Consider the following 25,376-nt stretch of genomic DNA (forward strand, 5'->3'; position numbering starts at 1 on the left):
ATTACGCTACAGATCCAGTTCGCTCTCTAGGTTACGCAGCCTCTCAAATGCGGCTCGCTGTTCAGCTGCTCGCTGCTGCAGCATTTTGCTGCGGAAAGCATCAGCTTCAGCGACACTAATGCGATGATGAGAGCCCACCTTGTGTGACTTAATCTCGCCCTCCCTAATTAGCTTCATCAGCACGGGCCGAGAAACTCCAATTCTCTTCGCCGCCACAGTCGTTGTCAGGTCTGCCGGTTCCGCAATAATCTTTGGAGTTTCACCCTTGCTGATAATACGCAAAGCATCTGTGATAACTTTTTGCAGCTCTTCTCCAATTTGTTTCGCAGCAGCGCCATTAACACTGAGTTGGATTGAAATATCCGGTTCACGCTCAGCGCTCTGCATAATCCGCTCTGCCTCTTTAACGGCAGCAAGCGGAGCCTTTACAGTAGCCCTCTCTAACAGTTCGACGGCAGTCATGATTTTCCTTCAGCCACGCAATAGATTAAGTGCAATAAGTTTATTGTGTTTCACTTATTGCACTTAATCGTATCAAGTTCCGCATGGAACACAAACCCTGCCGTGGAACTTTAAACCTAATCTCGCAACTCAGGAATGACTCTGCGGCGCACGAATTCGGCAAAGTTAGGTGCACCCGCTTTGACCAAAGCACGGGGCAAATCGACCCCTTCAGCGTCAAGCTTGCGGTTATTTTTGGGGTTGCTCCAGTATTCTTCCTGGTCAGTGAAAACTTTCACAAACACTGACAGCGGAACATACTCAGTTAGCTGCATTAAGAACTCATCCGCAGTTAAAGTTTCATATGGCAGCTCGTCACCATACGATGATTGGGCATATTCCAGCAGATTCTTGTCAGCTGTAACCAATGCGTCTACCTCGCATGCTACAGCTGCTGAATGCACATGATAATCACCCGGATCAGGATACTTTGGCGGCTTGTCTGTACCGTATCTGGAAGCAACTTCATACATTGCCCCACGGATCCCATTGAAGATTTGCTCTTGCGCAAATCCGCTCTTGTCCGGGTGTGTTTTCCGCCAGTGATACCCCGCCTCGATGATAATATCCTCTGAGCTGCAGAGCTGGAAAAATGGTTTTCGGTCTCATAACTGAGCAGGCATATCCAGTCGCGCAGCGTTCGGCTATATAAAATGTTAGCGTCCAGCAAGACTCGATATGTCTGCTCAGTCACAACACCCCTTCAGGAACTAGAAATCCCAGTCCTCGTCTTCGGTGGCTTCGGCTTTACCGATGACGTATGAAGACCCGGAGCCACTGAAGAAGTCGTGGTTTTCGTCTGCGTTTGGTGACAGCGCTGACAGGATAGCCGGGTTCACATCGGTGACGCTTGACGGGAACATCGGCTCGTAGCCGAGGTTCATCAGCGCTTTGTTAGCGTTGTAGTGCAGGAATTTCTTAACGTCTTCGGTGAGCCCTACGGAATCGTAAAGATCCTGGGTGTATTTAATCTCGTTTTCGTAGAGATCATAGAGCAGCCCGAAGGTGTAATCTTTCAGTTCCTGCTTGCGCTCTTCGCTGGCGTTTTCAAGCCCCTTCTGGAACTTGTACCCGATGTAGTAACCGTGCACTGCTTCATCGCGGATGATGAGGCGGATCAGGTCAGCAGTGTTGGTCAGCTTTGCCCGGCTTGACCAGTACATTGGCAGGTAGAACCCGGAGTAGAACAGGAATGACTCTAGCAAAGTGGAGGCAACCTTCCGCTTCAGCGGGTCATCCCCGTGGTAGTAGCTAACGATAATCTGCGCTTTTTTCTGCAGGTTTTCGTTTTCTACTGACCACCGGAATGCTTCATCAATCTCGGTGGTTGAGCACAGGGTTGAGAAGATTGAGGAGTAGCTCTTGGCGTGCACCGACTCCATAAAGGCAATATTGGTGTACACGGCTTCCTCGTGTGGGGTAATCGCGTCTGGAATCAGCGACACCGCACCGACTGTGCCCTGGATTGTGTCAAGCAGGGTGAGCCCGGTGAAGACCCGCATGGTGAGCTGCTTTTCTTCCGCGGTCAGGGTGTTCCATGACTGCAGGTCGTTAGACAGCGGCACCTTTTCTGGCAGCCAGAAGTTGTTCACAAGGCGGTTCCACACCTCAACGTCTTTTTCGTCTTCGATGCGGTTCCAGTTAATCGCCTGCACGTTTTCAACAAGCGGCAGTGGCTCATGCGGTGTCATTGCTCTGTGTCCTTCAAATCGCGTTGTTTCTTTTAGCTTAGCGTCTCAGTTGCGGCGCCGGTGAGGCAAGGCCGCGAGGGCTGATCCACCCCCGCACGCCTTACAGCATGCAGCTGACGCAGCCTTCAACCTCGGTGCCCTCAAGCGCCATCTGTCGCAGTCGGATATAGTAGATGGTTTTGATGCCTTTACGCCATGCGTAAATCTGTGCGCGGTTGACATCGCGGGTGGTTGCGGTGTCCGGGAAGAAAAGGGTTAGCGACAGACCCTGATCCACGTGCTGAGTCGCTGCAGCGTAGGTGTCGATGATCTTTTCTGGCCCGATTTCGTAGGCGTCCTGGTAGTATTCCAGGTTGTCGTTGGTGAGGTACGGAGCCGGGTAGTAAACACGGCCCAGCTTGCCCTCTTTACGGATCTCGATCTTCGATGCAATAGGGTGGATCGAGCTGGTCGAGTTGTTAATGTACGAGATTGAGCCGGTAGGTGGCACCGCCTGCAGGTTCTGGTTGTAGATGCCGTGCGCCATCACGCTGGCCTTCAGCTCTTCCCAGTCCTGCTGGGTTGGGATAGCGATGCCGGAGCGCTCAAACAGCTCCCGGACCTTAGCGGTTGCCGGCTCCCACGGCTGCTCTATGTACTTCTTAAAGAACTCACCGGAAGCGTATTTAGAGTTTTCGAAGCCTTCAAACGCGGTGCCTCGCTCAATCGCAATCTTGTTTGACGCTTTCAGGGCGTGGAACAGGATTGTGTAGAAGTAGATGTTGGTGAAGTCTACGCCCTCTTCAGAGCCGTAAAAAATCCGCTCACGCGCCAGGAAGCCGTGCAGGTTCATCTGCCCCAGGCCGATGGCGTGTGATTTATCGTTACCATCTTCGATGGAGCGCACAGAGCTGATGTGGCTCATGTCGCTGACCGCGGTGAGCGCCCGAATCGCGGCCTCTACGCTGCCACTAAAGTCTGGGCCATCCATCATTTTGGCAATATTCATGGAGCCCAGGTTGCAAGAGATGTCTTTGCCAATCTCGTTGTAGCTGAGGTCGTCGTTGTAGGTGGTTGGGGTGTTTACCTGCAGAATCTCAGAGCACAGGTTAGACATGTTGATGCGGCCCGCGATTGGGTTTTCGCGGTTCACGGTGTCTTCGAACACGATGTATGGGTAGCCCGATTCAAACTGCAGCTCTGCGATTGTCTGGAAGAACTGCCGCGCATTAATCTTACTCTTGCGAATCTTCGGGTTATCAACCATCTCGTAGTATTTCTCGGTTACTGAGATGTCTGCGAAAGGCACACCGTAGATACGCTCCACATCGTAAGGTGAGAAGAGGTACATATCCTCACCCTTTTTAGCCAGTTCGAAGGTAATATCTGGCACCACAACGCCAAGCGACAGGGTTTTAATGCGGATCTTCTCGTCCGCGTTTTCACGCTTCGTGTCGAGGAAGTTAAGGATGTCTGGGTGGTGCGCTGAGAGGTACACCGCGCCAGCGCCCTGCCGCGCACCGAGCTGGTTTGCGTAGCTGAAGCTGTCTTCCAAAAGTTTCATCACCGGGATGATGCCGGATGACTGGTTTTGAATCTTCTTGATTGGGGCACCGGTTTCGCGCAGGTTGCTCAATAGCAGAGCAACGCCGCCGCCGCGCTTTGAAAGCTGCAGCGAAGAGTTGATGCCACGGGAGATTGACTCCATGTTGTCTTCAATCCGCAGCAGGAAGCAAGACACAAACTCACCACGCTGTGCCTTGCCGGCGTTGAGGAAGGTTGGGGTTGCCGGCTGGAAACGACCAGAGATGATTTCTTCAACGTAGCGTTTTGCCTGCTCCTGGTCGCCCTGCGCCAGCGCGATCGCGACCATGACCACGCGGTCCTCGAAGCGCTCCAGGTAGCGCTTCCCGTCGAAGGTTTTCAACGCGTAGGAGGTGAAGAACTTAAACGCGCCCAGGAAGGTCGGGAAGCGGAACTTCAGGCTGTAAGCGTAGTTGGTGAGCTCCTCTACGAAACCGCGTGGGTACTGCTCCAGCACCGCAGCCTCGTAGTACTCGTTTTCAATCAAGAAACGCAGCCGCTCATCAAAGTCGTGGAAGAAAACGGTGTTCTGGTTAACATGCTGCAAGAAGTACTGTCGGGCCGCTTCGCGGTCTTTATCAAACTGAATTTTGCCGTCTGCATCATACAGATTCAGCATGGCATTTAGCGCGTGATAGTCAGTTTCGCTCACGCGTGAAGAGTCGTGCCCTGGCTGGGTTGCTGTTGTTTCCAAAACCGTTCCAATCCCTGTTTGACGCGTACTACGTCTTCTGGTGTTCCAAAGAGTTCAAATTTGTAAAGCAGCGGTACCTGGCATTTGCGGGCTACAATCTCACCCGCTAAGCCGTAGGCTTCCCCGAAGTTGGTATTGCCCGCAACAATCACCCCGCGTAGTAAACCACGGTTGTGTGCGTCGTTGAGGAATTTAATGACCTGTTTCGGGACCGCTTTAGTATCCGGGCCGCCGCCGTATGTCGGCAAGATCAGGACGTAGGGCTCAGTGATTTGCAACTGCGCATCTGTGCGGCGCAACGGAATCCGCTGTGCCGGCAACCCCAGCTTTTCAATAAAGCGGTGAGTGTTACCGGAAACACTTGAGAAATATACGATGCTTCCCACGGTGTCCTGCCTTTACCGGATGGATTTTATGACAAGAACCCCGCGCAAGCGGGGTTCCGGGTAGCTGGCTAGAGACGGCCAGCCAGCTCTTCGATTTTGTCTGGGCGGAAGCCTGACCAGTGATCCTCATCAGTTACAACAACCGGAGCCTGCAAGTATCCAAGCTCTTTTACGGTTTGCAGGGCGTCCTGATCTTCTGACAGATCCAGCACGTTGTACTCAATACCCTTGCTGTCAAGCGCGCGGTAGGTAGCGGTGCACTGTACGCATGAAGGCTTTGTATAAACCGTAATTGCCATTTTCTTCTTCCAATCTTAAAAATTCAAGATTTGTGTAAAACCACTACATCTAGTGAACCACAACTTCCGCCAACACTAGATGATGTAATTGCACTGTTGTAATTATCAACAAGATAAGCACCGGTTTTTAACCCCTCCTGTTGAAAAAGTTTCGCGGAATTACAAGCATGTAATGCAGTTATCCACAGCGGTGCAAAACTAGAAAATATTTTTGTTTGGAAAACCATTTGGGCGTGTCGATAAACACAAGATATAGGGCGCCAAAAGTAACCACACCACAACAGTTAGTGGTGCTCAATTTTAGCTCGCTATCTCCCGTGGTTACACCACCCGAAAGCGCGGCTACACCGCCCAAAATCGCGCCGTTGCTGATACAAAGCTGACACAAAACCCTCTGCCGTAAGCCACGGCCGCCGTTTATGGCGACTGTCCCGCAAGCTTGGTTCCGCCGGTTTTCCTTGGGGCAAGCTTTCTGCAAGTACTCTTGGGGCAAGCTTTGTTCGAGTGTTCCCAGAGCAAGCTTTCTTTGAATAATCTCAAGCGCACCTCCTAAATTAGGGTATAAACACCTCGGGTTTATAAACCCGGGTGCCATTAACATCTGGCGTCAGAAACCCGGTTCTAGTGACTATAGAAAGTATGACCTCTGCTGTTCCGCCTACCGTGCCACTTGGCAAGAAGCTTAAAGAAATTCGTCTGCGGCTCGGCATTAGCCAAAACGATGCTGCCTACCTGGCACATATAGACGTGAGCAATTTCGGCAAAATTGAACGCGGGGAAGCAAACCCCAGCCTCACTACCCTAACCCGTATCGCAACCGCGCTCGACACCACTGTTGCCGAACTAACCAGCGAAATCACTGGCGACAATGTGCCTGATACAGATCGCACCCTTACAGCACGAGATTTTATTGCGGCACGGAAAGCAGGACAGAGCCGCCCGCAGAGCCGCTGGCTCTAAGCAACGCAACCAGGCCGCAGCAAGCAGCACAGCATAACCTGCTCCACACACCGGTCTGGGGCCAGCCGCAGCGTTAGCGGTCGCAACGCCACCAACCTATCGCTGCTTAGAGAACCGGAACTGACCATAATAACTCCCTGCCCGCGCTATCTAACCAGCGCACCACAATCGTCTGTTGCTCTGCTCTTGCAGCAGCCCCAACCCTGAAAAGCAGCCGTTCGCCAGGCTCTAACTGCACCGGCAGAGACTGAGCAAAAACCCCGTCACCGGCTAGCAGTACCCGCACCTGACGCGCAGGAGACTTACCCGCGTGCCGCACCCCACGCAGCCTTCCCGTACCATCGCGGATTGGCGCCCACGGCACCAGCGTTACAGCCTCAGTCGGGCCACGAGCACTGCTGTTTTTAGCCCCGCAAAATTTTACCTGTGGCGCCGCTAAGCGCACCCATAATTGCTTTAGTTTCATGCCCCCAGTCTAAAGACCGGGTATGACAACTTTGCCTGGTTAAACGTGGTGGTAAGGCCGCCCCGCGGCAATTTCCCCAGCACGATAAATCTGCTCCACCAAAATCAGCCGCACTAACTGGTGCGGGAACACCAGATCCGACAGGCTCCACACCAAATCTGCACGCTGTCGCACCCGCTCATCAACCCCGTATGCGCCGCCAATAATCACCGTGGCATTACGCCGTTGCAACTGTTGCTCCAGCGTCTGCGCCAGTTTCGGGGAGCTCAGCATCTTGCCGCGCTCATCAAGCAAAACCACAAACTCTGCATCCTGCAGCTTCCCTAAAATGCGCGTTGACTCCTCGGTGCGCGCCTGTTCCTCCTGCTGCGCTGAGTGGGGCAGCAACTGCCACTGCACCTGCCAAGGCTTGCGCAGGCGCTTTTCGTACCGACCGATTCCCTCGGCAACCCAGCTTTCGTGCTTCTTTCCGACAGCTAAAATCCGCAAAGTCATACCCCTAACCTAGCCGATTACTAAAAACCACAGCGGGGTTACACACTTCCTGATTCACACCCAAAAATATTTTTGGACTTGTTACCCAGCCAGCACCGGTAGGCTATAAATAGTTTTAAGATTATTGTTTACAGAATAGAGGCACTTATGAAGACCAAGCTTACGCTCCTGTTCGGCTTCGGACTCGGCTACTTCCTCGGCGCACGTGCCGGTCGCAACCGCTACCACCAGATTTGCAAAATTGCTAACAAAGTCTGGAACACCCCGGTAGTACAGGGCGGCGTGGGCGCAGTTTCAGATTTCGCGAGCGACCGTTACGATGATGTTCGCGAGCTGGTTGGCGACAAAGTTGGCGCCGCTATTGCCGGGAAGAAAAACTCAGCGAAAAAGACTGCTAACTAGCGGCTCACCCAAAGCTACGGGGCATCTGCTCCGCCGCTCTCTAGTGCACTGCAACAGAACCATAAGGACGCCAAGTGTTTAAGAAAAAATCTCCTAGCACCCTCGCGCTGCTGTCTCGCCTGCCGAAACAGATTAAGCAGGTTGCCGATGTTGAGCTGGCTAACGCCAAAGCGGAAGTTGGCGGGCGGATCAAAAACCTCGTGATCGCCATAGTCCTGTTCGTGGTGGCGCTCATTATTCTTTACTGGACAATCGCGGTGCTGCTCACCGCAGCAATTGCCGGCATAGCTGAAGCGCTGCCGGTATGGCTGGCGGCGCTGATTGTGGCAGGCGGCGGTTTGCTGGTGATTATCATTTGCGTTATCGCGGGCATCGCACTGGCGAAGCGCGGCAATCCGATTCCGTCTGCAACTATCGCTCGCGTCAAAGCAGACTTTGCGGCTGCCGCTGAAATGCAGAACGGTGCCAATAAGATGCGCGCGCAGCCGGGCAAGAAGGGCACCAAGCCGGGCGAGTCAGGAGTATGGGAATGAACGCAGAAAACACACCAAAGTCAGGCGTAGCAGCGGCACAGCAGGCGCACGCGCAGTTGCACAGCACTCTCAACCAGTTGGCATACAAGCTCGACTACCCCGCCCGTATTGATGCGGCGGTGGATCGCGGCAAGGCTCGGGTACAGGAAACGCGACGCCGCAACCCCGTGCTATTCTTTGCCGTTGTAGGAGCTGCGAGCGCGGTGGTTGGCTTGGCAACCGCAGCGGCTGTTTCAGCAGTTATAAAGTCTCTCTAAGGCAGCCGGCTGCGCATTGCTATATTGATTATTTGCATTTAGCTAGATATTAGGCGAAAATAGACGCAGGAAAATTTACAACCGCCCTTTGTTTAAAACGGTTGTAAACAGGCAGTGAGTGGAGTTTATGTCCGAATTGAAAGCCCCGCTCTCAGGTCTGCGCGTGCTTGTGCCACGCGGCGGGGTCTGGGGCAAGGTGGTGTCAAAGGCGCTAAAAGCGCAAGGCGCTACCACTGCTGTATCACCGCTTGTTGATTTCGCACACACCAGCGAGTTAGATCGTCTCCGCGAATCTCTGGAGAAGCTTGAGGCCGGCTATTTCGATTGGGTCACTGCCACCAACTCCACAATTGTTGATGTGCTTAATCACCACAACATCAAAATTGCCAAACGTACCCAGGTAGCGTGCGCAGGTGAAGCAACCTATGAGGCTTTTATCGAGTCAGGCTACGAGGTAGCACGCACAACCGAAGATGCTGACACCACCACTGTCGGCTTGCTGAAGGTGTGGCCCGAGATTGACAGCGGCAATGTGCTGCGCATTTTGACGCTGCGTTCAGACGCGGCAAAGCCAGTGCTAACCCTCGGTCTGCTGGAGCGCGGCCACGATGTGACGCAGGTTGTGGCGTATCGCACCGTTGGCGTGCGCGCCTCTATTCACACCCGTGAAGATGTTACCGCGGGTGACATCAACGCGATTTTAGTAACCTCCCCGCAGATTGCGCGTGAGGTTGCAACGCAGTTCGCTGACCGCCCTGACACCACGATTGTGGCGTGCATCGGCGAAGCTGCGCAGGAAGAAGCCGCACGGCTGGGGCTTACCAGCGGCCCAGCGGCATCTGCTGAGCTGTGCGAGCAGCTGGTGCAGACCGTATTCGGCACGCTTGATCCAGCCGACATGCTCGACTAATCAAGTTTAAGTTTCTCGCGCTGCCAACGGCTGCCAGCTGCCACGGCGGGTTGATCCACCACACACGCACTTCACACCGCACCCGTGTTCAACATCAAAAAACACGCAATGCGCACCGCGGCACTAGCCACAGATGCCCTAAGCTCCCCGCCTGTAGTGCTCGCGCAAATAAATGCTACGCCTCAAAACCCAACAGTTTCCGTCGCAACGGCTTTAACGCCAATTGCATTTCGTGTAGTTCTTGCACCGCAGCGTGCTGCCACTGTGGATCAGCCAGCACAAACGCCTGGATCTCCGTGACCACTGCGGCTCCCAGCTGCGCCGCGGCCTGCCGCAACACCTCCGCGCCGCTGCCAGGCTGCGTATCAGCGTAATGCAGGCTCAAAACAGCAACTTGTCCGTTATTCTCCGCCGCGGCGGGCAACGCTTGATACAGCTCTGCCTGGTGCAGCGCCGCTACTTCTGCCGGGTGCAGCACACGGGCGTGCACCACGCGGGTATCGGCAGGTGCGGGGCGTTGCTTGTCGCGCAGCGCGATAACCTCGCCGGCCGCGGTCAAGGGCAACACGATTTCATCACCCGGCTGCACCGCAAGCGTATCTGCCAGAGTCGCTAAAACGCTGCTCCCTACTGCTGCGGCAGTGACAGGTGGAACTGGCGCAGCCAAGACAGCCGGTGCCGAGGCGCCAGCAGCCGGAGCGGGGGCGGTTTCTGCGGTGCCGTGCAGCGCGGCATCGTCCGCGGTCGGGGCACCGGCGGCGTATTCAGTCTCCTCCCCCGCGGCGAGACGGAGCAGCGCGGCGGTGTCGTAAGCATCAGCCGGAGCCTGCCCAAACTGCACGGTCACCCCGTAATACTGCAGTGCCCGCAGCACCGCGTCTCGCGCCGCCACTGCGCCCTGCTGTGGATAGCTGAGGGCGGGCCGATCCGCAGCCAACCACGCGATAGCGCCGCTGAGTGAGCCGGTTTTAGTTAATCCCTCATTAAGGTGCGGCACCACGGCCGCGGTTTTAAGCTCCGCGAGCGCCTGCCCGGTGCGCGCACGATTCACGAGCTCAGGCAGCACTGCGGCGGTGGCCCCCTGCCGTTTAGTTACTAGCGCAGCAAGCGATTTCACCTTGCCAATGTTGAGCACCGGCAGCAGCCGATCACAGTACGCGCGAATACTCGCCGGCCATCCCAAGAGCTGCTGCATTTGCGGCGCGAGGGCAGCGGCGGTGATGCCAGCAAGCTGCGGTTCAGGCAACTGAATCAGCCCGCCCGGCTGCCAAAAATAGGTTTTCCCGGGAGCAACGTCGACGCTCTGCAGCGCCTTGCTGTGCACCACCTCTGCCGCCGCTTGATACAGCTTCGCGAGGGCTTTTTCCGGATCTGCGGCCGCGGTCAAGGGCCACGCAGTGTGGGCTGCGTGGGCGGCGTGATCCACCCACAGCTCCACCGCAAGATTTACCTGCGCCAAGCTAAGCGCCGCTTGCAAAACTGCGGGGGTGGAGCCCGCGATGACAATCTTCGTTCCGGATTGGTTACGATGTGCTTGGTGCGTCATCTCAGCTTCTCTCTCAACGGGTTTAGGGCAGCGCCCAGGCACTCAGGGCTTAAGCAGTGGGCAAGGGCATGCCCTGGACGGTGGCCAGCGGGCGGCGCACCTCAATCCAATCGATGCGGTGCCGGTACCAGGCTTTACCGCGGGCTTTACCGCGGCGCCAAATAAGTTCCACAGCCGCGGTGAACAGCAGCAGAATCACCAGTTCTGAGAGCAGTGAGAATGGACCAATCTGGTCAGGATCACTAACAAACCCGAAGGTGTTAATGGTGAAAACCACCACATTATTTACGGTATGCAATGCCATCGCTGCCTCCAGACCGCCGGTTCGAATGGTTAAGATTGCCATACACAAACCCATCATGCCAGTGACCAACATGCCCCAGATGTTGTACTGTACGTGAGCTGCTCCAAACAGCATAGACGTCACAATCACCGCTAGCACCGGGGAGCGCAGCCAAGACCCGAAAGTCTGCAGCAACACACCTCGGAACACGACTTCTTCGGCGGTAGCCTGCAACGGCACCAGCAACACAATCACTAACAAGGTCAGCAGTAGCATCCCGGTTGACTGCTGCGGCTCTTGATAAATCATCTCGCCGCCGGTACCGAGCAGCAAGCCCACCCCCTGCACAACCGCGTAAATCAGTAGCGCTGCAAGAGTAAACCACAGGATTAGTTCCCAGCGAATACGAGCTGCCACAGACCACACCCGGCTGAAGATGCCCTTCCCGAAAATTCGCATCGCGAGCCAGGCTGCCGGCATCATTGTAATCACGCTCAGCAACATTATCGCAATAATAGCCGGGTGGGTAGCCGCATCATTCAGAATCTGGTTAGCGGCCTCCGGATTTGCGCTGAGTTCTTGGAACAGCGGGTCATCTAGCACCTCCGGGCCCGCAATCACGAGGAAGATTAGCGCCCCCGCCATAAACAGTATCAGGGTACCAAACAGATAAACTGCGGCACCGGTGATTGACATCACCAGCGGCTTCCACCACTCGTAGCGTTTCATTCCACGTAGCAAACGGTGGTACTCCAGCGGCTCGGTCTGCTCCGGCACCCACACCTCCGGACCCACAGCCCAAGGGTAAGCAGCGCCCTGCTGCACCATCGGCGCTAGTGCTGGCGCAGCTGCTACTTGATACGGATGCGGCGCGGTCGCCTGCTGCCCAGCCACAGACTGCGGCACCGCAAACTGCGGTGACTGCGCAGGCTGCGACGCGGACGGCGGAGCGTACTGCGGTTGCGACGGCGGCGACGCGGGATGCGGCGCATACTGTGGCTGTGGCTGTGCCGCAGGCTGCGGTTGCGGGTTCAGATTCTGCTCAGTCATGATAATTTTCTATCCTGCTTCAAAACTAACTGTGGTTAAAACAAGTGCTGCTTCCGATACTCGGTAGCGAAAACGAAGCCCGGGGCAGATTTGCACACCGGGCTTCAAAACCGACTAGGCGCCGCGCAACCGCTCCGCCATAAAGCCATAAAGTTCCGTAATCGGTACACGCACCTGCTCCATAGTGTCGCGTTCGCGCACTGTTACCGCGTTATCCTCAAGTGAATCAAAGTCTACGGTGATGCAGAACGGAGTGCCGATTTCATCCTGACGGCGGTAGCGACGGCCGATTGCACCGGCGTCATCAAAGTCCACGTTCCAGGTGTCACGCAACTGATCCGCAAGCTCGCGCGCCAGCGGGCTGAGTTTCTCGTTGCGGCTCAGCGGCAGCACGGCCGCCTTTACAGGTGCCAGCCGCGGATCCAACCCCAAAACCACTCGGGTATCGGTGCCGCCCTTCGCGTTGGTGACGCTCTCCTCACGGTAAGCATCAACCAGGAACGCCATCAGCGAGCGTGTCAGGCCAGCCGCCGGCTCAATCACGTAAGGAGTCCAGCGCTCGTTCTTGGTCTGATCGAAGTAGCTGAGGTCTTTGCCGGAGGCCTTCGCGTGGGTTGACAGATCGTAGTCAGTGCGGTTTGCGATGCCCTCCAGCTCGCCCCATTCGCCGCCGGTGAAACCGAAGCGGTACTCAATATCAACAGTGCGCTTAGAATAGTGGCTCAGCTTTTCCTGCGGGTGCTCGTAGAAGCGCAAATTTTCTGGATCGATGCCGAGATCGGTGTACCACGCCATCCGCTCGTTCATCCAGTACTCCTGCCACTCTTCATCAGTGCCAGGTTCTACGAAGAACTCCATCTCCATCTGCTCAAACTCGCGGGTGCGGAAAATGAAGTTACCTGGGGTAATCTCGTTGCGGAAGCTCTTGCCAATCTGGCCAATGCCAAACGGCGGCTTCATGCGAGCTGACTGCAGCACGTTCGCAAAGTTCACGAAAATACCCTGCGCGGTCTCCGGGCGCAGGTAGTGCAGCCCCGCCTCATCATCAACAGGCCCCAAGAAAGTCTTCAAAAGTCCCGAGAACGCACGCGGCTCAGTCCACTCCCCGCGAGTGCCACAGTTGGTGCACACAATCTCGGTCATCCCCTCAGCGGCGCGACCCTTCTTCTCCTCAAAAGCCTCCAACAGGTGATCCTCGCGGAAACGCTTATGGCAGCTGGTGCACTCCACCAGCGGGTCGGTGAAAACATCAACGTGCCCCGACGCCTCCCACACCTGCTTGGGGAGGATAACGCTAGAGTCGATCCCCACCACATCTGCGCGCTTCTGCACCATGGTGCGCCACCACTGCCGCTTAATGTTCTCTTTCAGGGCGGTGCCGAGCGGGCCGTAATCCCACGCGGACCGGGAGCCGCCATAGATTTCGCCAGCCTGGTACACAAAGCCGCGCTGTTTCGCGAGCGAAATTACCTTATCAAGCTGTGTCGCAGTTGCCATTCTCTTTTTCTCCAAGGTGCATCCGGGGATCTTTGGATCGCACACCGGCGGTGCGCGAGGCTGCCGGGCACACGCGCAGCGGGCCGGCATCTCTACACTATTCTACGGTGTCACAATATTTTCTGGTTGCTCCCCCGCAAGCAAGGCCGCGATTTGCCGCACCACAAGCGCGGTGATTCGCGGCAGCATCACGTCTGCGTCGCCCCCGGCGTGCGGAGTCAACAGCACATTCGGCAGCTGCCACAGCTCATGCTGCGGCGGCAGCGGCTCCGGATCAACCACATCTAAAGCCGCGCGAATCCGCCCGGTACGCAATTCGGCAAGCAGTTCAGCAGTGTGCACCACCGCGCCCCGCGCAACATTCACCAACAGCGCATCATCCGGCAGCAATGCCAACTGCGCAGCCCCCAACAATCCCCGGGTGTGCGTCGTTAGTGGCACCGCCAAAATCACAATTTCCGCCTCCGGTAACAGCTGCGGCAGCTCTGTGATGCCGTGCACTTGCACCGTGTCACCGCCGGGCAGCTCCTCAAGCCGGGCGGTGCTAGCGACGCAGGTGAGATCCACCTCAAAAGCCCACAGCCGCTGCGCAATCGCTTTACCCACGCCACCATAGCCGACCAGCAGCACACGGCGGTCAGCGAGCGCCCGCGTCGTGCCGCCGTGCCACTGCCCGCGCCCTTGTTGCCGCACAAACCGTGGTAACTCCCGTTGCGCCGCAATCGCTAACCCCACTGCCAGCTCCGCGGTTGCGGTCTCGTGCACAGTCGCAGCGTTCGCCAGCCGATGCCCCTTCGGCAAATACTGCCCTACCGCGTTATAACCAATCGACTGCCACTGCACCAGCTGCGTCGCAACCCCGTTGAGCCGGGTTAGCAGCGGCTCCGCGTTGAGATAGGGTGGCACCACAATATCGATTGTGGATCGCGGGGCCGCCTCTCGCATATCCCACAGCAGCAGCTCGACGGTGGCTGGATCCACCCGCTGCCTGACACTCTGCAAGAGTTCTTCGTCTGGCACTGAAACTACGATTTTGCGCATCTTCGCCTCATCTTCTTGGGTGTTGCACGCGGGCGACTGCCGCGGCGCTTAAATACTCGCGTTACTGCTCCAATTTTAAGCGTGGAAGCTGATTTTGCGCCCAGCATGTCAGCTCAATATCAGCGATATCTGGCTAAAAACTGTCACAATAGAACTATGTCTGTGCAGCATGAACGCTTTACTTACCTTGATGACTACGGCATCACGATTCACGCCCAAAAGTGGGTGCCTGATGCGCAGTCACTGAGCTTTACTGCGCCGGTGGCCGGCGACCGTGCCTCCTTCGCGGATGATGCCGCGCTCGGTGTGGTGCAGCTGGTGCACGGCATTAGCGAGCATTCCGGTCGCTACGATGCTTTTGCGCGGGAGCTTGCCGCTGCCGGTTTTATTGTCTACGCGGAGGATCACCGCGGCCACGGTCTGACCGGAATGCAGCAGCACGAGGGCAATCGTAAGAAGCTCGGCAAGCTTGGCAAAGGCGGGCTGCGCGCCACCGAAGACGCCATCACTAAACTCACCGCGTTAATTCGCGAACACCACCCGGATTTGCCGCTCGCTGTTTTCGCCCACTCCTGGGGGTCGCTGATGGCGCAGCGGATTTTACAGCGCGCTGGTGCAACTGCGATGTGGGACGCGGTTATTTTGGCTGGCACAGCCTACCGCACCCCACGCCACATGAACGCCGATGATCTCAACAAAGAGTTCGGAGAGCCGCACGGGCGCGACTGGTTGAGCCGTAATCCGCAGGTCGCAATCGACTTTGAGAATGATGAGTTGAACTGCAACGTTGATGTTTTAAAAACCTTCGGAGTGGTGAATGCCGCAAAACTGTTCGGCACGCCGAAAGCGCCGCTCGCACCGCAGGTGCCGATTCTGATTACCAGTGGCAGTGCTGATGCTCTTAATAAGCACAACGGCTTAACACTTTTAGCTAACGACTATCGTCGAGCCGGGGTGCGAGACGTGTCTTTGAAGCTTTATCCGGGCGCCCGCCACGAGCTGATTCACGAGATTAACCGCGATGAGGTGATTGCGGATTTGATCACCTGGTTAACTGATCGACTACTGGAAGGGGCTGCGATATAAATGTCTTGGCACGGTGAATACAAGGTTCCCGGCGGCAAGCTGGTGGTGTGCGACTTCGATGTTGTTGGCGGCAAGATTATTGATTTTAAGCTGTCAGGTGATTTTTTCCTGGAGCCAGATTCACTGCTACAGGAAATTAACGCCGCAGTTTCGGGGCTCAGCGCGGCAAGTTCCATTGCGGATATCGCCACGGCTATTCGCGCCGAAGTGACGCATCCGCCGGGGATGATCGGTATCACCCCGGAAGCTATCGGCACGAGTGTGCGGCGGGCTCTCACCAACGCCGCGAGCTGGCGTGATTTCGAGTGGGAAATTATTCTCGGAGAGCCGGTTAGCCCGCTGCTGAATGCCGCGCTCGACGAAGTTTTGACGCAGCAGGTGGGCTCCGGGAACCGCAAACCGACGCTACGCATCTGGCAGAGCACTGCCCCCGCGGTGTTTATCGGCAGTTTCCAGTCGCTGAAGAATGAGGTGGATCTCACCGCCGCCGCAGCGCAGGGGGTGCAGGTGGTACGGCGTATCAGTGGTGGTGGCGCCATGTATATGGTGCCCGAAAACTGCATCACCTATGCTCTGCACGTGCCGGAGGAGCTGGTGCGCGGCATGACTTTCGAGGACAGCTACGCTTTCCTCGACGAGTGGGTTATCGAGGCGCTGCAGCAGCTCGACATTGATGCTCGCTATCTGCCCTTGAACGACATCACCGGGCCGGCCGGAAAAATCGGTGGTGCGGCACAAAAGCGTTTGGGTTCTGGCGGAATTTTGCACCACGTCACCATGGCGTACGATATGAACGCCCAGGCAATGACCGAGGTGCTGCGCATTGGCCGTGAAAAACTCAGCGATAAGGGCATTAAGAGCGCGGTGAAGCGGGTGGATCCGCTGCGCTCGCAGACCGGGATGAGCCGTGAAGCGATTATCGAGCACCTGGTGAAAGTGTTTCAGCTGCGGCACGGTGGCACGATGTCTACGGTGACCGCTGCAGAGCTGACGGAGGCCGAGCGGCTGGTTGCTGAAAAGTTTGACACCCCTGCTTGGCGCAGCCGGGTGGCATAGGTAATCGCGCGAAAGTATAGGATATTTAGAGTGTTACTTTCAGACAAAGATATTCGGGCGCAACTAGCTGCGGGACGTATCGAGTTACAGCCAAGCAATGATAACCTGGTGCAGCCCTCCAGTGTTGATGTGCGGTTGGATCGGTATTTCCGGCTTTTTGATAATCACAAGTACTCTGAGATCGACCCGGCTCGCCAGCAAGAGGATCTCACCCGCCTGGTGGAAGTTGACCCGGCTGAAGGCTTCGTGCTGCACCCGGGCGAGTTTGTGCTGGGGTCAACCTTCGAAATGGTTACGCTCCCCGACGATATCGCGGCCCGCTTGGAGGGTAAAAGTTCCCTGGGGCGGTTGGGGCTGCTGACCCACTCGACCGCCGGTTTTATCGATCCTGGTTTTTCAGGCCACGTCACCCTAGAGCTGTCAAACGTGGCGACGCTGCCGATTAGGCTGTGGCCGGGGATGAAAATCGGTCAGCTGTGCTTCTTCCAACTTTCTAGTGCCGCAGAGAAGCCTTACGGCGCCGGCGCCACTAACAGCCGCTACCACGGCCAGCGCGGCCCGACAGCGAGCCGCAGCTACCTTAACTGGGAGTGCGCCGATGTCACCATCACCGCTGCCGGGGAGCGCGGCAACTAAGCACTGCGCGCCACGGGCCGGATAGGCCGGTGGGTGCGGTGTCTGTCTTATCTGGATTAAGCTGTGACTGGTTACTCTGTGACATCGCAACCGTCGCGGGCGCTGAGCCCCGAGCCGTTCCCCGAAAGGGTTAGTGCCGTGCAGCTGCGGCAGCTGTTGCGAGCGGGCGCGTGCAGTGCGACCGCGGTCACTACTTGGTATTTGGAGCGAATCGCTGCCCTGAATCCGCAGCTGGGAGCTTTTAACCGGGTCACTTCCCAGCTCGCGCTTGAACAGGCTTTGACGCTTGACACGGCTCGCCGCCAAAACCCCTCACGGCCGCTCGACCAGCTATGGGGAATGCCGCTGGGCCACAAGGATCTGGTGGATGTTGCGGGAGTGCCCACAACCCACGGCTCTCGCGCTTTCGGTAGCTCCCCGGCGCAGCAGGATGATCCGCTGGTAGCGCAGCTGCACCGCGCCGGCGCGGTGTGTCTCGGTAAAACCCAGGTGCCAGAGTTCGGCTTGTCTGGCCACTCTGAGAATTTAATTGCGGATCCAGCACGTAACCCGGCTGCCCCCACCTACACTGCCGGCGGCTCCTCGGGCGGCGCGGCTGCAGCGGTTGCGGCACAGTTGCTGCCGTTTGCGCCGGGCAGTGACGCGGGCGGGTCGATCCGCATTCCCGCTGCTTGCTGTGGCATTGTGGGTTTGAAGCCGGGCCGTGGCCGTATCCCGGCAGACATGGCTGCGGTCCGGATGGCAGCCCAACCTGCTGCTACCGCGTCTAAAGCCGGCACAGCGGCTCAAACAGGCTTGGCAGCTGCGCAGGCTGCAGCGGCGGCGCTCACGCTAACGGCGCAGGGGCCGCTAGCGCGTTCTGTTACAGATGCGGCTATGCTGTACGACGCTATGCTCGGAGATGCTACCGAAGCAAACCTCTGGGCGGTGCGTCGCGGGAGCTCGCAGTCGCTGCGCATTGGCGTAAGTTTCGCTTCGGTTTTCACCTCGGAGCTCGACATTCAGGTTGCTCCTGAGGTGATCCGGGCGGTGACCGACTGCGCGGCCGCGCTGCGCGAGCTCGGACATCGGGTGCAGTTCGTAGATTTTGACTACCTATCCGGCTACTACCCGGCCTTCGAGAATTTTTGGCAGTGGAATTTCGCACAAGCTTCCTTCGCGCCGAGCGCCATCGCCGAATTTACTCCTTACGCTCAGCACAGTTATCGCCGCGGACAGCAGCTTTCCGTTACCCAGTTCCAGACCGCTGCGGAACGGCTGCGCAAGATTGTGGCTGATGCGATAAAGCAGTGGCAGGAATTTGACGCAGTGCTGACACCAACGTTGAATGTTGCGCCCCGGCCGGTGGGGTTCTTTGAGCGGGCTGATCCAGCGCAAAATTTCCGGTTACAGTGCGAAGCGATGCCTTACACCTCGGTGTTTAACGTTGCTGGGTGGGCGGCTTTGGCACTACCGGTGCCGACTCACAGCTATATTTTTGAGTCGGATCCGCCCACAACTGCAACTCCGGTGGGAGTGCAGTTAGCAGCTCCAAGTGGTCAGGAAACTTTGCTGTTAACCCTGGGAGCGAATCTCGAAAGCATCTTATCGGGAGATAAAATCCCTGGTCAGGAGCCTAGTTTATAAAATTGTTATTTTTAATTTGCTTTGTAACAGAAAAGTAACGCATAATTATTAAGGAGCTTTTGACTAGGTCAAACTCAGCACAAATCGGAAAATTCTGAAGGAGACGCATTGCTAGGAAAAACTAAAGCGCTGATTATCGGCGCTGTTGCAGCACTGCTAACCCCGTTTGCAGCAACCCCGGTACACGCTCAAACTTTTACCCTAGATTTCTCAGATCGCTCTTCCTACACTGCTTTTGCAGCCAACGCTCAAGCACTAAACCTTGGCAATAGCGACCTTGCAACTGAGTCTCTTGATGCACTCTCGCTCGCAACCACCGCTGATGCGGTTGCAGCAACTCACACCTTCGATGTAGCCGCAGCAATTGCCGCGGCTAAAAGCGAAGTTGGTACTAGCCGCCCGACCGGCTGGTCTCAGCCTGGTGAATGCGTGATCAGCGCCAACCGTTGGCTTCGCGCAGGCGGTTCTAACTGGGTTAGCAGTGGCTCACCGGTAACCACCTACAGCCAGGCAAAACGTCTGCCTCTGTCAGCTGCGCTGCCAGGCGATGTGATTCAGTTTGAAAACCTCGCCTACCCTGACAGCTGGGCCACCGGCGTGCACACTATGCTGGTTGTAGGCGTTAATGATGACGGCACCTACCACATCATTCACTCAAACTTTAGCGGGGCTGGCCTGGTTACAGAAGAGCTGAACTTCAAGATTACCCCTCCTGCCGGTTTCCAGGCCGTTGCTTGGCGTTTCTAAAACCATGCTGTAGTGGCTAACACTGTAACTAAAACTTGCAGCACTAAAAGGCGCGGCTAGACCGCGCCTTTGCGTTTCCAATATATGTTTGCCAGGCGTTCCCACCGCCGGCGCCACTCGCTGTCGAATCCGGTCTTGCCGCGCGCACACGTTAAGCACCCCAGGTTGCCTCCCGTGCACCTAACTGCTGCGGGGCCGCAGCGCACCAACTACTCGCCGCGGTACAGTCGCTCGAAAGTATCAAGGGTGGTGTTAATGTCGTGCGCCTTCACACCCTCCAGCGAAGCACGCTGCATCGCCACAAACTCCTCGTGCGGCAGCTCCAGAATCTGCCGCAGCTGGGCCCCCAGTTGCTCATGGTTGCCCGGCTCAAAAAGATAGCCGTTCACCCCCTCATCAACCAGGTGTGGCAGCGCCATCGCGTTTGCCGCGAGAATCGGCAAGCCAGAAGCCATTGCCTCCATGGTGGCAATCGATTGCAGCTCTGCGACCGACGCAATCGCGAAAACGCTCGCACCGGTCAGAGCCGCGCGCAGCTGCGCGTCACTCACCCGACCGTGGAAGGTAACCCTATCTGCAACGCCCAACTGCTGAGCCAGGTCTCGCAACTGCGGCACCTGATCACCCGGACCCACCAGGTCAAGCTGCACATCAACGTCCTGCAGCGCCAGCGCACGCACAATAACATCTACATGCTTTTCTTGAGTCATACGACCCACAAACACCACCCGCCGCTGCGCGCGCGGGGTGAGATCAGGGGTGTACTGTAAGGCGTCAATACCACAGCTAATCGGATACACGTTCCGCACCGGAGTGTAGCGCTCCAAAAAGTCTGCGGCACGGCGAGTCGGTGTGGTAATCGCATCCATGTGCCGCAGCACACTGTAAGCGTCGTGCCAACCCCACTTCACCACTAGCGCCCGCACCCAGCGAGGCATATTGGCGAGATCCACAATATTTTCTGGCATGATGTGGTTCGTCGCGATTTTTTGCACATTACCGTTGTTTTTAACAGCTTTCGTGAGCATCCGCCCGATCATCAAATGAGATTGAATGTGAATCACGTCAGGCTGAATCTCTCGCACCAGTTTACGAGTTGCCACCCGGCACACCCACGGCCACACAAATCGCAACCACTCGTGTGGTTTAAAGCGCACAGACGGCAAACGATGCACCAGCATCCGCTGCCCCTCCACAATCTCATAAATAGCTCCGGTGTCAGTGCTATTAGCTGCAGGAGCCACGATGTGCACCTCGTGCCCACGCTCCACGAGACCGGCTGCCAAACGCTCTGAGAAACGGGCAGCCCCGTTAATATCAGGCGTGAAAGTGTCAACCCCTAGCATCACACGCAGTGGGCGCTGCGCCGGCAGAGCTGCATTGGTGGTTTTCTGTTCTGTCATAGCACCTTAGAGTCTATTAGAGTTTGCCACAGAAAACAGTTCTGCAACGCAGTATCAGCAGAGTTTCCAACCAGGGTATGAGCTCTCACACGGCGGAATACTGCCCGGACGCGATTCACCGTGACACTGCTTCAATAAAGACAGGGGGTTAGCGTCGCCTGGTGTCCGGGGTCGGACGCCACACCATGACTTCGCCGCTGCGCCGCACCCGCTTGCCGCGCACCACAGTGATAACCTCGCCGCTCGCGCCGGCCGCAAAAACCCGCCGATCTTCGGCCATCTGTTTGTTTGCGAAAGCCCGCTCCAGCTCCCGCACCCGCAGCTTCAGGCGGTCAACCTCGTTCTGCAGCTGCAACACCCGCCGGATACCCTCCAGGCTCAGACCCTCGTTTGATAGCTGCGCCACCTGCCTGAGCTGCTCAATGTCGTGCAGCGAATACCGCCGGGTGTTCCCGCGGGTCCGCTGCGGATTCACCAGTCCGATGCGATCGTATTGCCGCAGTGTCTGCGGGTGCATCTGTGCTAGTTCCGCGGCAGCCGCAATCGCAAAAACAGGCGAGTATCGGTCCATCTGTTCATGCATTTTGCTGCCTCCTTAAGACTTATTTTATTACGCACTCCGCCGCTACCGGGTGCGGCGCGAGTGCTGGGGGTGGATCCGCCTCCCGAATCCAACCCCCAACGGCGCTGTGCAAAACGGCAGCGAAGCCCAGGGTGAGCCGCTGCCGCCGGCATGCCGATCCGCGCAGCGGAGGCCCGCCGGACCCGCCACTAAACTCGCGCCCGCGCCAACAGATCAGCGCGCGGATTCTCGTCTGGCTCCGCCGCCTGAAACGCCTCCAGCGCCTCCTGCTGTGCGCTGTTCAGGTGCGCCGGAACCGCAATCTGCACCTCCGCCAGGAGGTCGCCGGTGCCAGCTTTCGTGGCAATTCCGCGACCCTTCACGCGCAGCACCCGGCCACTCGGGGTGTGCGGAGCGAGCTTCAGCTTCACCGGGCTGCCCTGCAGTGTCGGGACCTCCACGGTGGCGCCGAAAACCGCTTCGGTGAAAGTCACCGGCAGCTTCACCCGGAGGTTGTTGCCGTCACGCTCAAACACCGGGTGCGGGCGCACCTTTACGGTGAGCAGCAAATTACCTGCGGGGCCGCCCTGCGGGCTCGGTTCTCCCTTGCCGCGCAGTTTAATCCGCTTGCCGTCTGCGATACCGGCGGGGATGCGCACCTTCAGCTGCCCGGTCGGACCGGTCACGCTGATGGTGTCGCCGAGCACCGCGGTGCGAAAATCGACGGTGGTGGTGGCGGTAATGTCACGCCCCGGTTGCGGGCCGCCGAAGCCGCCGAAACCGGGGTGGGCTGATCCACCGCCCCCGAACATACTAAAGATATCTTCAAAACCACCGCCGCCGGTACCGAAGCGAATGTTCTGCCCGCCGAAGCCGCCGAACATGTCTTCAAAACCGCCGCCGCCCGCGCTAAAGCGCGCTCCGCCGGCTCCCATCGCGCGAATCTGGTCGTACTCGGCGCGCTGCTCTTTGTCGCTCAGCACGCTGTACGCTTCGCTAATTTCTTTGAACTTCGCCTCTGCCGCAGCATCACCCGGGTTTGAATCTGGGTGATACTTGTGCGCCAGCTTGTGGTATTTCTTTGTGAGTTCTTTCTCCGAAACCTCGGAGTCAACCCCCAGTACCTTGTAGAAGTCTTTCTCTAACCAGTCTTGACTAGCCATCTTGTGCCACCGCCACTGCTACTTTGGCAGGGCGCAGCTCTACGGCTCCTAAGCGATAGCCGTACTCGACGACGTCAAGCACGGTGTTTGGCTCAGCTCCGGGGGCTGGCACCTGCGCGATTGCTTCATGGATTTGTGGATCAAACTCCTCGCCAACCGCACCGAATTTTTCCAGCCCCTGCCGGCTCAGCGTATCCTGCAATTTCTGTGCGATTGCCGCGACGGCGCTGCCCTCTGGGAGGTCACCGTGCTTTGCGGCACGCTCGAAATCATCGAGAATCGCGAGCAGCGGAGTGATAACCCGTGCCGCGGCACGCTGTTTTTCCAGCTCGGCGTTCTCTTCGGTGCGCTTGCGGTAGTTAGCGTATTCGGCGGTGAGGCGCCGCAGATCCTCAAGGTAGACGTTCGCCTGGGCGCTGTCGCCCGCGGCACTGTCTGCTGCGCCGTCTGCTGCAGGCTCGGCAGCACCGGCAGCTGCACTGTCTGCAGTATCTGACGCTGGGGCGCTCTGCTCCGCAGCATCCTGCTGCTTGGCCGCTGCGTTTGGTGCGGCAGCCAAAATATCTTCCACGGTGAGATCCTCCGCAGCTGCGGCAGAGCCGGAGGTGTTTACCTCCGGCTCGCCCTGCTGTGGAACCTCGTCACCTGCTGGGCGCTGTTCCTCGTGAGACATGTTTACTTCTTGTCCTCGTCGTCTTCCACAACCTCTGCGTCTACGACATCATCTTCCGCTGCGGTGTCGCCGGCTGCTGCTTCCTCAGCCTGCGCTGCTGCGTAGATTGCCTGACCGAGCTTGCCCTGGCTTTCTGCGAGCTTGTCTGCCGCGGTCTTCACCGCATCATCGTCGTCACCGGCGAGCGCCTCTTTCAGCGCCGCCAGATCTGCTTCAACCTCGCTCTTGACATCCTCTGGGAGCTTGTCGTTGTTTTCACTGATGAGCTTATCTACAGAGTAGGCCAGCTGCTCAGCGTTGTTGCGGTTCTCCGCGGCTTCGCGGCGCTTCGCGTCTTCTGCCGCGTGCTCCTCAGCGTCTTTCACCATCCGCTCGATGTCTTCCTGCGACAGGCTAGAGCCGCCGGAGATGGTGATGGTCTGCTCTTTGCCGGTGCCCTTGTCTTTTGCGGAAACCTGCACGATGCCGTTGGCGTCGATGTCGAAGGTCACTTCAATCTGCGGAATCCCGCGTGGCGCTGGAGCAATACCGGTTAACTCGAAGGTGCCCAGGTTCTTGTTGTCGCGGGTGAAGTCACGCTCGCCCTGGAACACCTGGATAGATACTGACGGCTGGTTGTCTTCCGCGGTGGTGAAGGTTTCTGAGCGCTTGGTTGGAATCGCAGTGTTGCGCTTGATGAGCTTGGTCATGATGCCGCCCTTGGTCTCGATACCGAGTGACAGCGGGGTGACGTCAATCAACAGCACGTCCTTGCGCTCACCCTTCAGCACACCTGCCTGCAGTGCCGCGCCAACGGCTACAACCTCATCAGGGTTCACACCCTTGTTTGGCTCTTTGCCGCCGGTCAGCTGCTTCACCAGTTCGGTCACCGCTGGCATGCGGGTGGATCCACCAACCAACACAATATGTGCGATGTCGTTGACGGTCACACCGGCCTCTGCGATAACGTCGTGGAATGGCTTCTTGGTGCGCTCCAGCAGGTCACGAGTGAGCTCCTCGAACTTTGCGCGGGTCAGGGTTTCGTCAAGGTTTACTGGACCCTCAGCGGTCATTGACAGGTATGGCAACTGGATGCTTGCCTGGCTGCTGTTTGACAGCTCTTTCTTCGCCTGCTCAGCAGCTTCTTTGAGGCGCTGCAGCGCAATTTTGTCGCCGGAAACGTCAACGCCTGTGCTGCTCTTGAGCTGCGCAATCAGCCACTCTACGATGCGCTGATCCCAGTCGTCACCACCGAGGCGGTTGTCGCCTGCGGTTGCGCGCACCTGAATGGTTGACAGGTCGTCATCTTTACCTACCTCCAGCAGGGACACGTCGAAGGTACCTCCGCCGAGGTCGAAGACCAGAATCAGCTCGTCTTCTTTGCCCTTGTCGAGGCCGTAAGCGAGCGCCGCTGCGGTTGGCTCGTTAACGATGCGCAGCACGTTCAGGCCCGCGATTTCGCCGGCCTCCTTGGTTGCCTGACGCTCGGCGTCGTTAAAGTATGCCGGCACGGTGATAACCGCGTCGGTGACTTTGTCGCCGAGATAGGTTTCAGCGTCGCGCTTCAGCTTCATCAGGGTGCGAGCGCTGATTTCCTGTGGGGTGTAAGTCTTGTCGTCTACGGTGGTGGTCCAGTCAGTGCCCATGTGGCGCTTTACTGAGGCGTAGGTGCGGTCAACGTTGGTTACGGCCTGGCGCTTTGCGGTTTCACCAACCAGCACCTCGCCATCTTTTGCGAACGCCACGATTGATGGGGTGGTGCGGGCGCCCTCTGCGTTTGCGATTACTTTTGGCTCGCCACCCTCGAGTACGGCAACTACCGAGTTGGTGGTTCCGAGGTCAATGCCTACTGCACGTGACATGTGTTTTCT

General features: G+C 57.5%; 27 protein-coding genes. 10 read left to right on the plus strand and 17 right to left on the minus strand.

Going from position 1 to position 25,376, the window contains the following annotated elements; translation table 11 throughout:
- Positions 1 to 6 precede the first annotated feature (6 nt).
- From F5897_RS01645 to nrdH, 6 genes are all read right to left on the minus strand, one after another.
- Positions 7 to 462, minus strand: a complete 456-nt coding sequence (locus F5897_RS01645) for an excisionase family DNA-binding protein (RefSeq protein ID WP_183304253.1) — start codon at positions 460 to 462, stop codon at positions 7 to 9.
- 116 nt (positions 463 to 578) lie between these two features.
- The gene (locus F5897_RS01650; protein ID WP_183304254.1) at positions 579 to 974 is read right to left on the minus strand and encodes a hypothetical protein; all 396 of its coding nucleotides are present in this window, start codon (positions 972 to 974) and stop codon (positions 579 to 581) included.
- A gap of 237 nt (positions 975 to 1,211) precedes the next feature.
- Positions 1,212 to 2,192, minus strand: a complete 981-nt coding sequence (nrdF, locus tag F5897_RS01655; RefSeq protein WP_124824953.1) for a class 1b ribonucleoside-diphosphate reductase subunit beta — start codon at positions 2,190 to 2,192, stop codon at positions 1,212 to 1,214.
- A 100-nt stretch (positions 2,193 to 2,292) separates the two neighbouring features.
- Complete coding sequence (gene nrdE, locus F5897_RS01660; protein ID WP_281375767.1) at positions 2,293 to 4,449, minus strand: class 1b ribonucleoside-diphosphate reductase subunit alpha; 2,157 nt, start codon at positions 4,447 to 4,449, stop codon at positions 2,293 to 2,295.
- Positions 4,404 to 4,835 carry a class Ib ribonucleoside-diphosphate reductase assembly flavoprotein NrdI gene (gene nrdI / locus F5897_RS01665; protein WP_124824954.1) on the minus strand — a complete coding sequence of 144 codons (432 nt, stop codon included), beginning with the start codon at positions 4,833 to 4,835 and terminating at the stop codon, positions 4,404 to 4,406. Before nrdI ends, nrdE begins: the two co-directional genes overlap by 46 nt.
- A 68-nt stretch (positions 4,836 to 4,903) precedes the next feature.
- Positions 4,904 to 5,134 carry a glutaredoxin-like protein NrdH gene (gene nrdH, locus F5897_RS01670; RefSeq protein WP_124824955.1) on the minus strand — a complete coding sequence of 77 codons (231 nt, stop codon included), beginning with the start codon at positions 5,132 to 5,134 and terminating at the stop codon, positions 4,904 to 4,906.
- Between the two features lie 639 nt (positions 5,135 to 5,773).
- On the opposite strand from nrdH, the gene F5897_RS01675 reads away from it, so the two are divergent.
- Positions 5,774 to 6,094, plus strand: a complete 321-nt coding sequence (locus F5897_RS01675) for a helix-turn-helix domain-containing protein (protein WP_124824956.1) — start codon at positions 5,774 to 5,776, stop codon at positions 6,092 to 6,094.
- 106 nt (positions 6,095 to 6,200) lie between these two features.
- Here the strand turns inward: F5897_RS01675 and F5897_RS01680 are convergent, their stop codons facing one another.
- Positions 6,201 to 6,560, minus strand: coding sequence for a hypothetical protein (locus tag F5897_RS01680; protein ID WP_124824957.1), 360 nt, complete (start codon positions 6,558 to 6,560; stop codon positions 6,201 to 6,203).
- Between the two features lie 39 nt (positions 6,561 to 6,599).
- Entirely contained in the window at positions 6,600 to 7,055 is a 456-nt protein-coding gene (locus F5897_RS01685) for a 23S rRNA (pseudouridine(1915)-N(3))-methyltransferase RlmH (protein WP_183304255.1), read from the minus strand.
- Between the two features lie 147 nt (positions 7,056 to 7,202).
- On the opposite strand from F5897_RS01685, the gene F5897_RS01690 reads away from it, so the two are divergent.
- From F5897_RS01690 to F5897_RS01705, 4 genes are all read left to right on the plus strand, one after another.
- Positions 7,203 to 7,457: a hypothetical protein gene (locus tag F5897_RS01690; RefSeq protein ID WP_124824958.1), complete on the plus strand. Its 255-nt coding sequence runs from the start codon at positions 7,203 to 7,205 to the stop codon at positions 7,455 to 7,457.
- A gap of 74 nt (positions 7,458 to 7,531) precedes the next feature.
- Positions 7,532 to 7,990 (plus strand): phage holin family protein, encoded by a 459-nt coding sequence (locus tag F5897_RS01695; RefSeq protein ID WP_124824959.1) that lies wholly within the window; start codon positions 7,532 to 7,534, stop codon positions 7,988 to 7,990.
- On the plus strand, positions 7,987 to 8,247 hold the full coding sequence (locus F5897_RS01700) for a hypothetical protein (protein ID WP_124824960.1): 261 nt from the start codon (positions 7,987 to 7,989) through the stop codon (positions 8,245 to 8,247). Before F5897_RS01695 ends, F5897_RS01700 begins: the two co-directional genes overlap by 4 nt.
- Before the next feature lie 127 nt (positions 8,248 to 8,374).
- A complete protein-coding gene (locus tag F5897_RS01705) occupies positions 8,375 to 9,157 on the plus strand; it encodes a uroporphyrinogen-III synthase (protein WP_183304256.1) in 783 nt (260 codons plus the stop codon).
- 175 nt (positions 9,158 to 9,332) lie between these two features.
- Here F5897_RS01705 and F5897_RS01710 read toward each other — a convergent pair whose 3' ends face one another.
- The 4 genes from F5897_RS01710 to F5897_RS01725 form a co-directional block, all read right to left on the minus strand.
- A complete protein-coding gene (locus F5897_RS01710; RefSeq protein WP_183304257.1) occupies positions 9,333 to 10,703 on the minus strand; it encodes a hypothetical protein in 1,371 nt (456 codons plus the stop codon).
- A 49-nt stretch (positions 10,704 to 10,752) separates the two neighbouring features.
- Positions 10,753 to 12,036, minus strand: a complete 1,284-nt coding sequence (locus tag F5897_RS01715; protein ID WP_183304258.1) for a CPBP family glutamic-type intramembrane protease — start codon at positions 12,034 to 12,036, stop codon at positions 10,753 to 10,755.
- A 114-nt stretch (positions 12,037 to 12,150) separates the two neighbouring features.
- Entirely contained in the window at positions 12,151 to 13,533 is a 1,383-nt protein-coding gene (locus F5897_RS01720; RefSeq protein ID WP_124824964.1) for a glycine--tRNA ligase, read from the minus strand.
- 102 nt (positions 13,534 to 13,635) lie between these two features.
- Complete coding sequence (locus F5897_RS01725) at positions 13,636 to 14,574, minus strand: NAD(P)-dependent oxidoreductase (RefSeq protein ID WP_183304259.1); 939 nt, start codon at positions 14,572 to 14,574, stop codon at positions 13,636 to 13,638.
- Between the two features lie 156 nt (positions 14,575 to 14,730).
- Between F5897_RS01725 and F5897_RS01730 the strand changes: the two genes are divergently transcribed.
- From F5897_RS01730 to F5897_RS01750, 5 genes are all read left to right on the plus strand, one after another.
- On the plus strand, positions 14,731 to 15,660 hold the full coding sequence (locus tag F5897_RS01730; RefSeq protein WP_158608087.1) for an alpha/beta fold hydrolase: 930 nt from the start codon (positions 14,731 to 14,733) through the stop codon (positions 15,658 to 15,660).
- A complete protein-coding gene (lplB, locus tag F5897_RS01735; protein WP_124824967.1) occupies positions 15,661 to 16,716 on the plus strand; it encodes a lipoate-protein ligase small subunit in 1,056 nt (351 codons plus the stop codon).
- Between the two features lie 30 nt (positions 16,717 to 16,746).
- Positions 16,747 to 17,352 carry a dCTP deaminase gene (gene dcd, locus F5897_RS01740; protein ID WP_183304260.1) on the plus strand — a complete coding sequence of 202 codons (606 nt, stop codon included), beginning with the start codon at positions 16,747 to 16,749 and terminating at the stop codon, positions 17,350 to 17,352.
- 63 nt (positions 17,353 to 17,415) lie between these two features.
- The gene (locus F5897_RS01745; RefSeq protein WP_183304261.1) at positions 17,416 to 18,978 is read left to right on the plus strand and encodes an amidase family protein; all 1,563 of its coding nucleotides are present in this window, start codon (positions 17,416 to 17,418) and stop codon (positions 18,976 to 18,978) included.
- Between the two features lie 108 nt (positions 18,979 to 19,086).
- A complete protein-coding gene (locus tag F5897_RS01750; protein ID WP_124824970.1) occupies positions 19,087 to 19,725 on the plus strand; it encodes a lipase in 639 nt (212 codons plus the stop codon).
- A gap of 209 nt (positions 19,726 to 19,934) precedes the next feature.
- On the opposite strand, the gene F5897_RS01755 is transcribed toward F5897_RS01750, so the two are convergent.
- The 5 genes from F5897_RS01755 to dnaK form a co-directional block, all read right to left on the minus strand.
- Complete coding sequence (locus tag F5897_RS01755) at positions 19,935 to 21,128, minus strand: glycosyltransferase (protein ID WP_183304262.1); 1,194 nt, start codon at positions 21,126 to 21,128, stop codon at positions 19,935 to 19,937.
- 148 nt (positions 21,129 to 21,276) lie between these two features.
- Positions 21,277 to 21,711, minus strand: coding sequence for a heat shock protein transcriptional repressor HspR (locus tag F5897_RS01760; RefSeq protein WP_233574376.1), 435 nt, complete (start codon positions 21,709 to 21,711; stop codon positions 21,277 to 21,279).
- A 188-nt stretch (positions 21,712 to 21,899) separates the two neighbouring features.
- Positions 21,900 to 22,853, minus strand: coding sequence for a DnaJ C-terminal domain-containing protein (locus F5897_RS01765; protein ID WP_124824972.1), 954 nt, complete (start codon positions 22,851 to 22,853; stop codon positions 21,900 to 21,902).
- Positions 22,846 to 23,526 carry a nucleotide exchange factor GrpE gene (locus tag F5897_RS01770; RefSeq protein WP_183304263.1) on the minus strand — a complete coding sequence of 227 codons (681 nt, stop codon included), beginning with the start codon at positions 23,524 to 23,526 and terminating at the stop codon, positions 22,846 to 22,848. Before F5897_RS01770 ends, F5897_RS01765 begins: the two co-directional genes overlap by 8 nt.
- Positions 23,527 to 23,528: 2 nt before the next feature.
- The gene (dnaK, locus tag F5897_RS01775) at positions 23,529 to 25,367 is read right to left on the minus strand and encodes a molecular chaperone DnaK (RefSeq protein ID WP_124824974.1); all 1,839 of its coding nucleotides are present in this window, start codon (positions 25,365 to 25,367) and stop codon (positions 23,529 to 23,531) included.
- Positions 25,368 to 25,376 lie beyond the last annotated feature (9 nt).

The organism is Canibacter oris (assembly GCF_014197205.1).
Lineage (GTDB): Bacteria > Actinomycetota > Actinomycetes > Actinomycetales > Microbacteriaceae > Canibacter > Canibacter oris.

Coding starts and splice junctions, on each gene's coding strand:
- dnaK (WP_124824974.1), bottom strand. CDS start 25,367: ATGTCACGTGCAGTAGGCATTGACCTCGGAACCACCAACTCGGTAGTT.
- F5897_RS01645 (WP_183304253.1), bottom strand. CDS start 462: ATGACTGCCGTCGAACTGTTAGAGAGGGCTACTGTAAAGGCTCCGCTT.
- F5897_RS01680 (WP_124824957.1), bottom strand. CDS start 6,560: ATGAAACTAAAGCAATTATGGGTGCGCTTAGCGGCGCCACAGGTAAAA.
- F5897_RS01720 (WP_124824964.1), bottom strand. CDS start 13,533: ATGGCAACTGCGACACAGCTTGATAAGGTAATTTCGCTCGCGAAACAG.
- F5897_RS01705 (WP_183304256.1), top strand. CDS start 8,375: ATGTCCGAATTGAAAGCCCCGCTCTCAGGTCTGCGCGTGCTTGTGCCA.
- F5897_RS01690 (WP_124824958.1), top strand. CDS start 7,203: ATGAAGACCAAGCTTACGCTCCTGTTCGGCTTCGGACTCGGCTACTTC.
- F5897_RS01650 (WP_183304254.1), bottom strand. CDS start 974: ATGTATGAAGTTGCTTCCAGATACGGTACAGACAAGCCGCCAAAGTAT.
- F5897_RS01715 (WP_183304258.1), bottom strand. CDS start 12,036: ATGACTGAGCAGAATCTGAACCCGCAACCGCAGCCTGCGGCACAGCCA.
- F5897_RS01700 (WP_124824960.1), top strand. CDS start 7,987: ATGAACGCAGAAAACACACCAAAGTCAGGCGTAGCAGCGGCACAGCAG.
- F5897_RS01765 (WP_124824972.1), bottom strand. CDS start 22,853: ATGGCTAGTCAAGACTGGTTAGAGAAAGACTTCTACAAGGTACTGGGG.
- F5897_RS01770 (WP_183304263.1), bottom strand. CDS start 23,526: ATGTCTCACGAGGAACAGCGCCCAGCAGGTGACGAGGTTCCACAGCAG.
- lplB (WP_124824967.1), top strand. CDS start 15,661: ATGTCTTGGCACGGTGAATACAAGGTTCCCGGCGGCAAGCTGGTGGTG.
- F5897_RS01725 (WP_183304259.1), bottom strand. CDS start 14,574: ATGCGCAAAATCGTAGTTTCAGTGCCAGACGAAGAACTCTTGCAGAGT.
- nrdF (WP_124824953.1), bottom strand. CDS start 2,192: ATGACACCGCATGAGCCACTGCCGCTTGTTGAAAACGTGCAGGCGATT.
- F5897_RS01755 (WP_183304262.1), bottom strand. CDS start 21,128: ATGACAGAACAGAAAACCACCAATGCAGCTCTGCCGGCGCAGCGCCCA.
- F5897_RS01710 (WP_183304257.1), bottom strand. CDS start 10,703: ATGACGCACCAAGCACATCGTAACCAATCCGGAACGAAGATTGTCATC.
- F5897_RS01675 (WP_124824956.1), top strand. CDS start 5,774: ATGACCTCTGCTGTTCCGCCTACCGTGCCACTTGGCAAGAAGCTTAAA.
- nrdH (WP_124824955.1), bottom strand. CDS start 5,134: ATGGCAATTACGGTTTATACAAAGCCTTCATGCGTACAGTGCACCGCT.
- F5897_RS01760 (WP_233574376.1), bottom strand. CDS start 21,711: ATGCATGAACAGATGGACCGATACTCGCCTGTTTTTGCGATTGCGGCT.
- F5897_RS01685 (WP_183304255.1), bottom strand. CDS start 7,055: ATGACTTTGCGGATTTTAGCTGTCGGAAAGAAGCACGAAAGCTGGGTT.
- F5897_RS01730 (WP_158608087.1), top strand. CDS start 14,731: ATGTCTGTGCAGCATGAACGCTTTACTTACCTTGATGACTACGGCATC.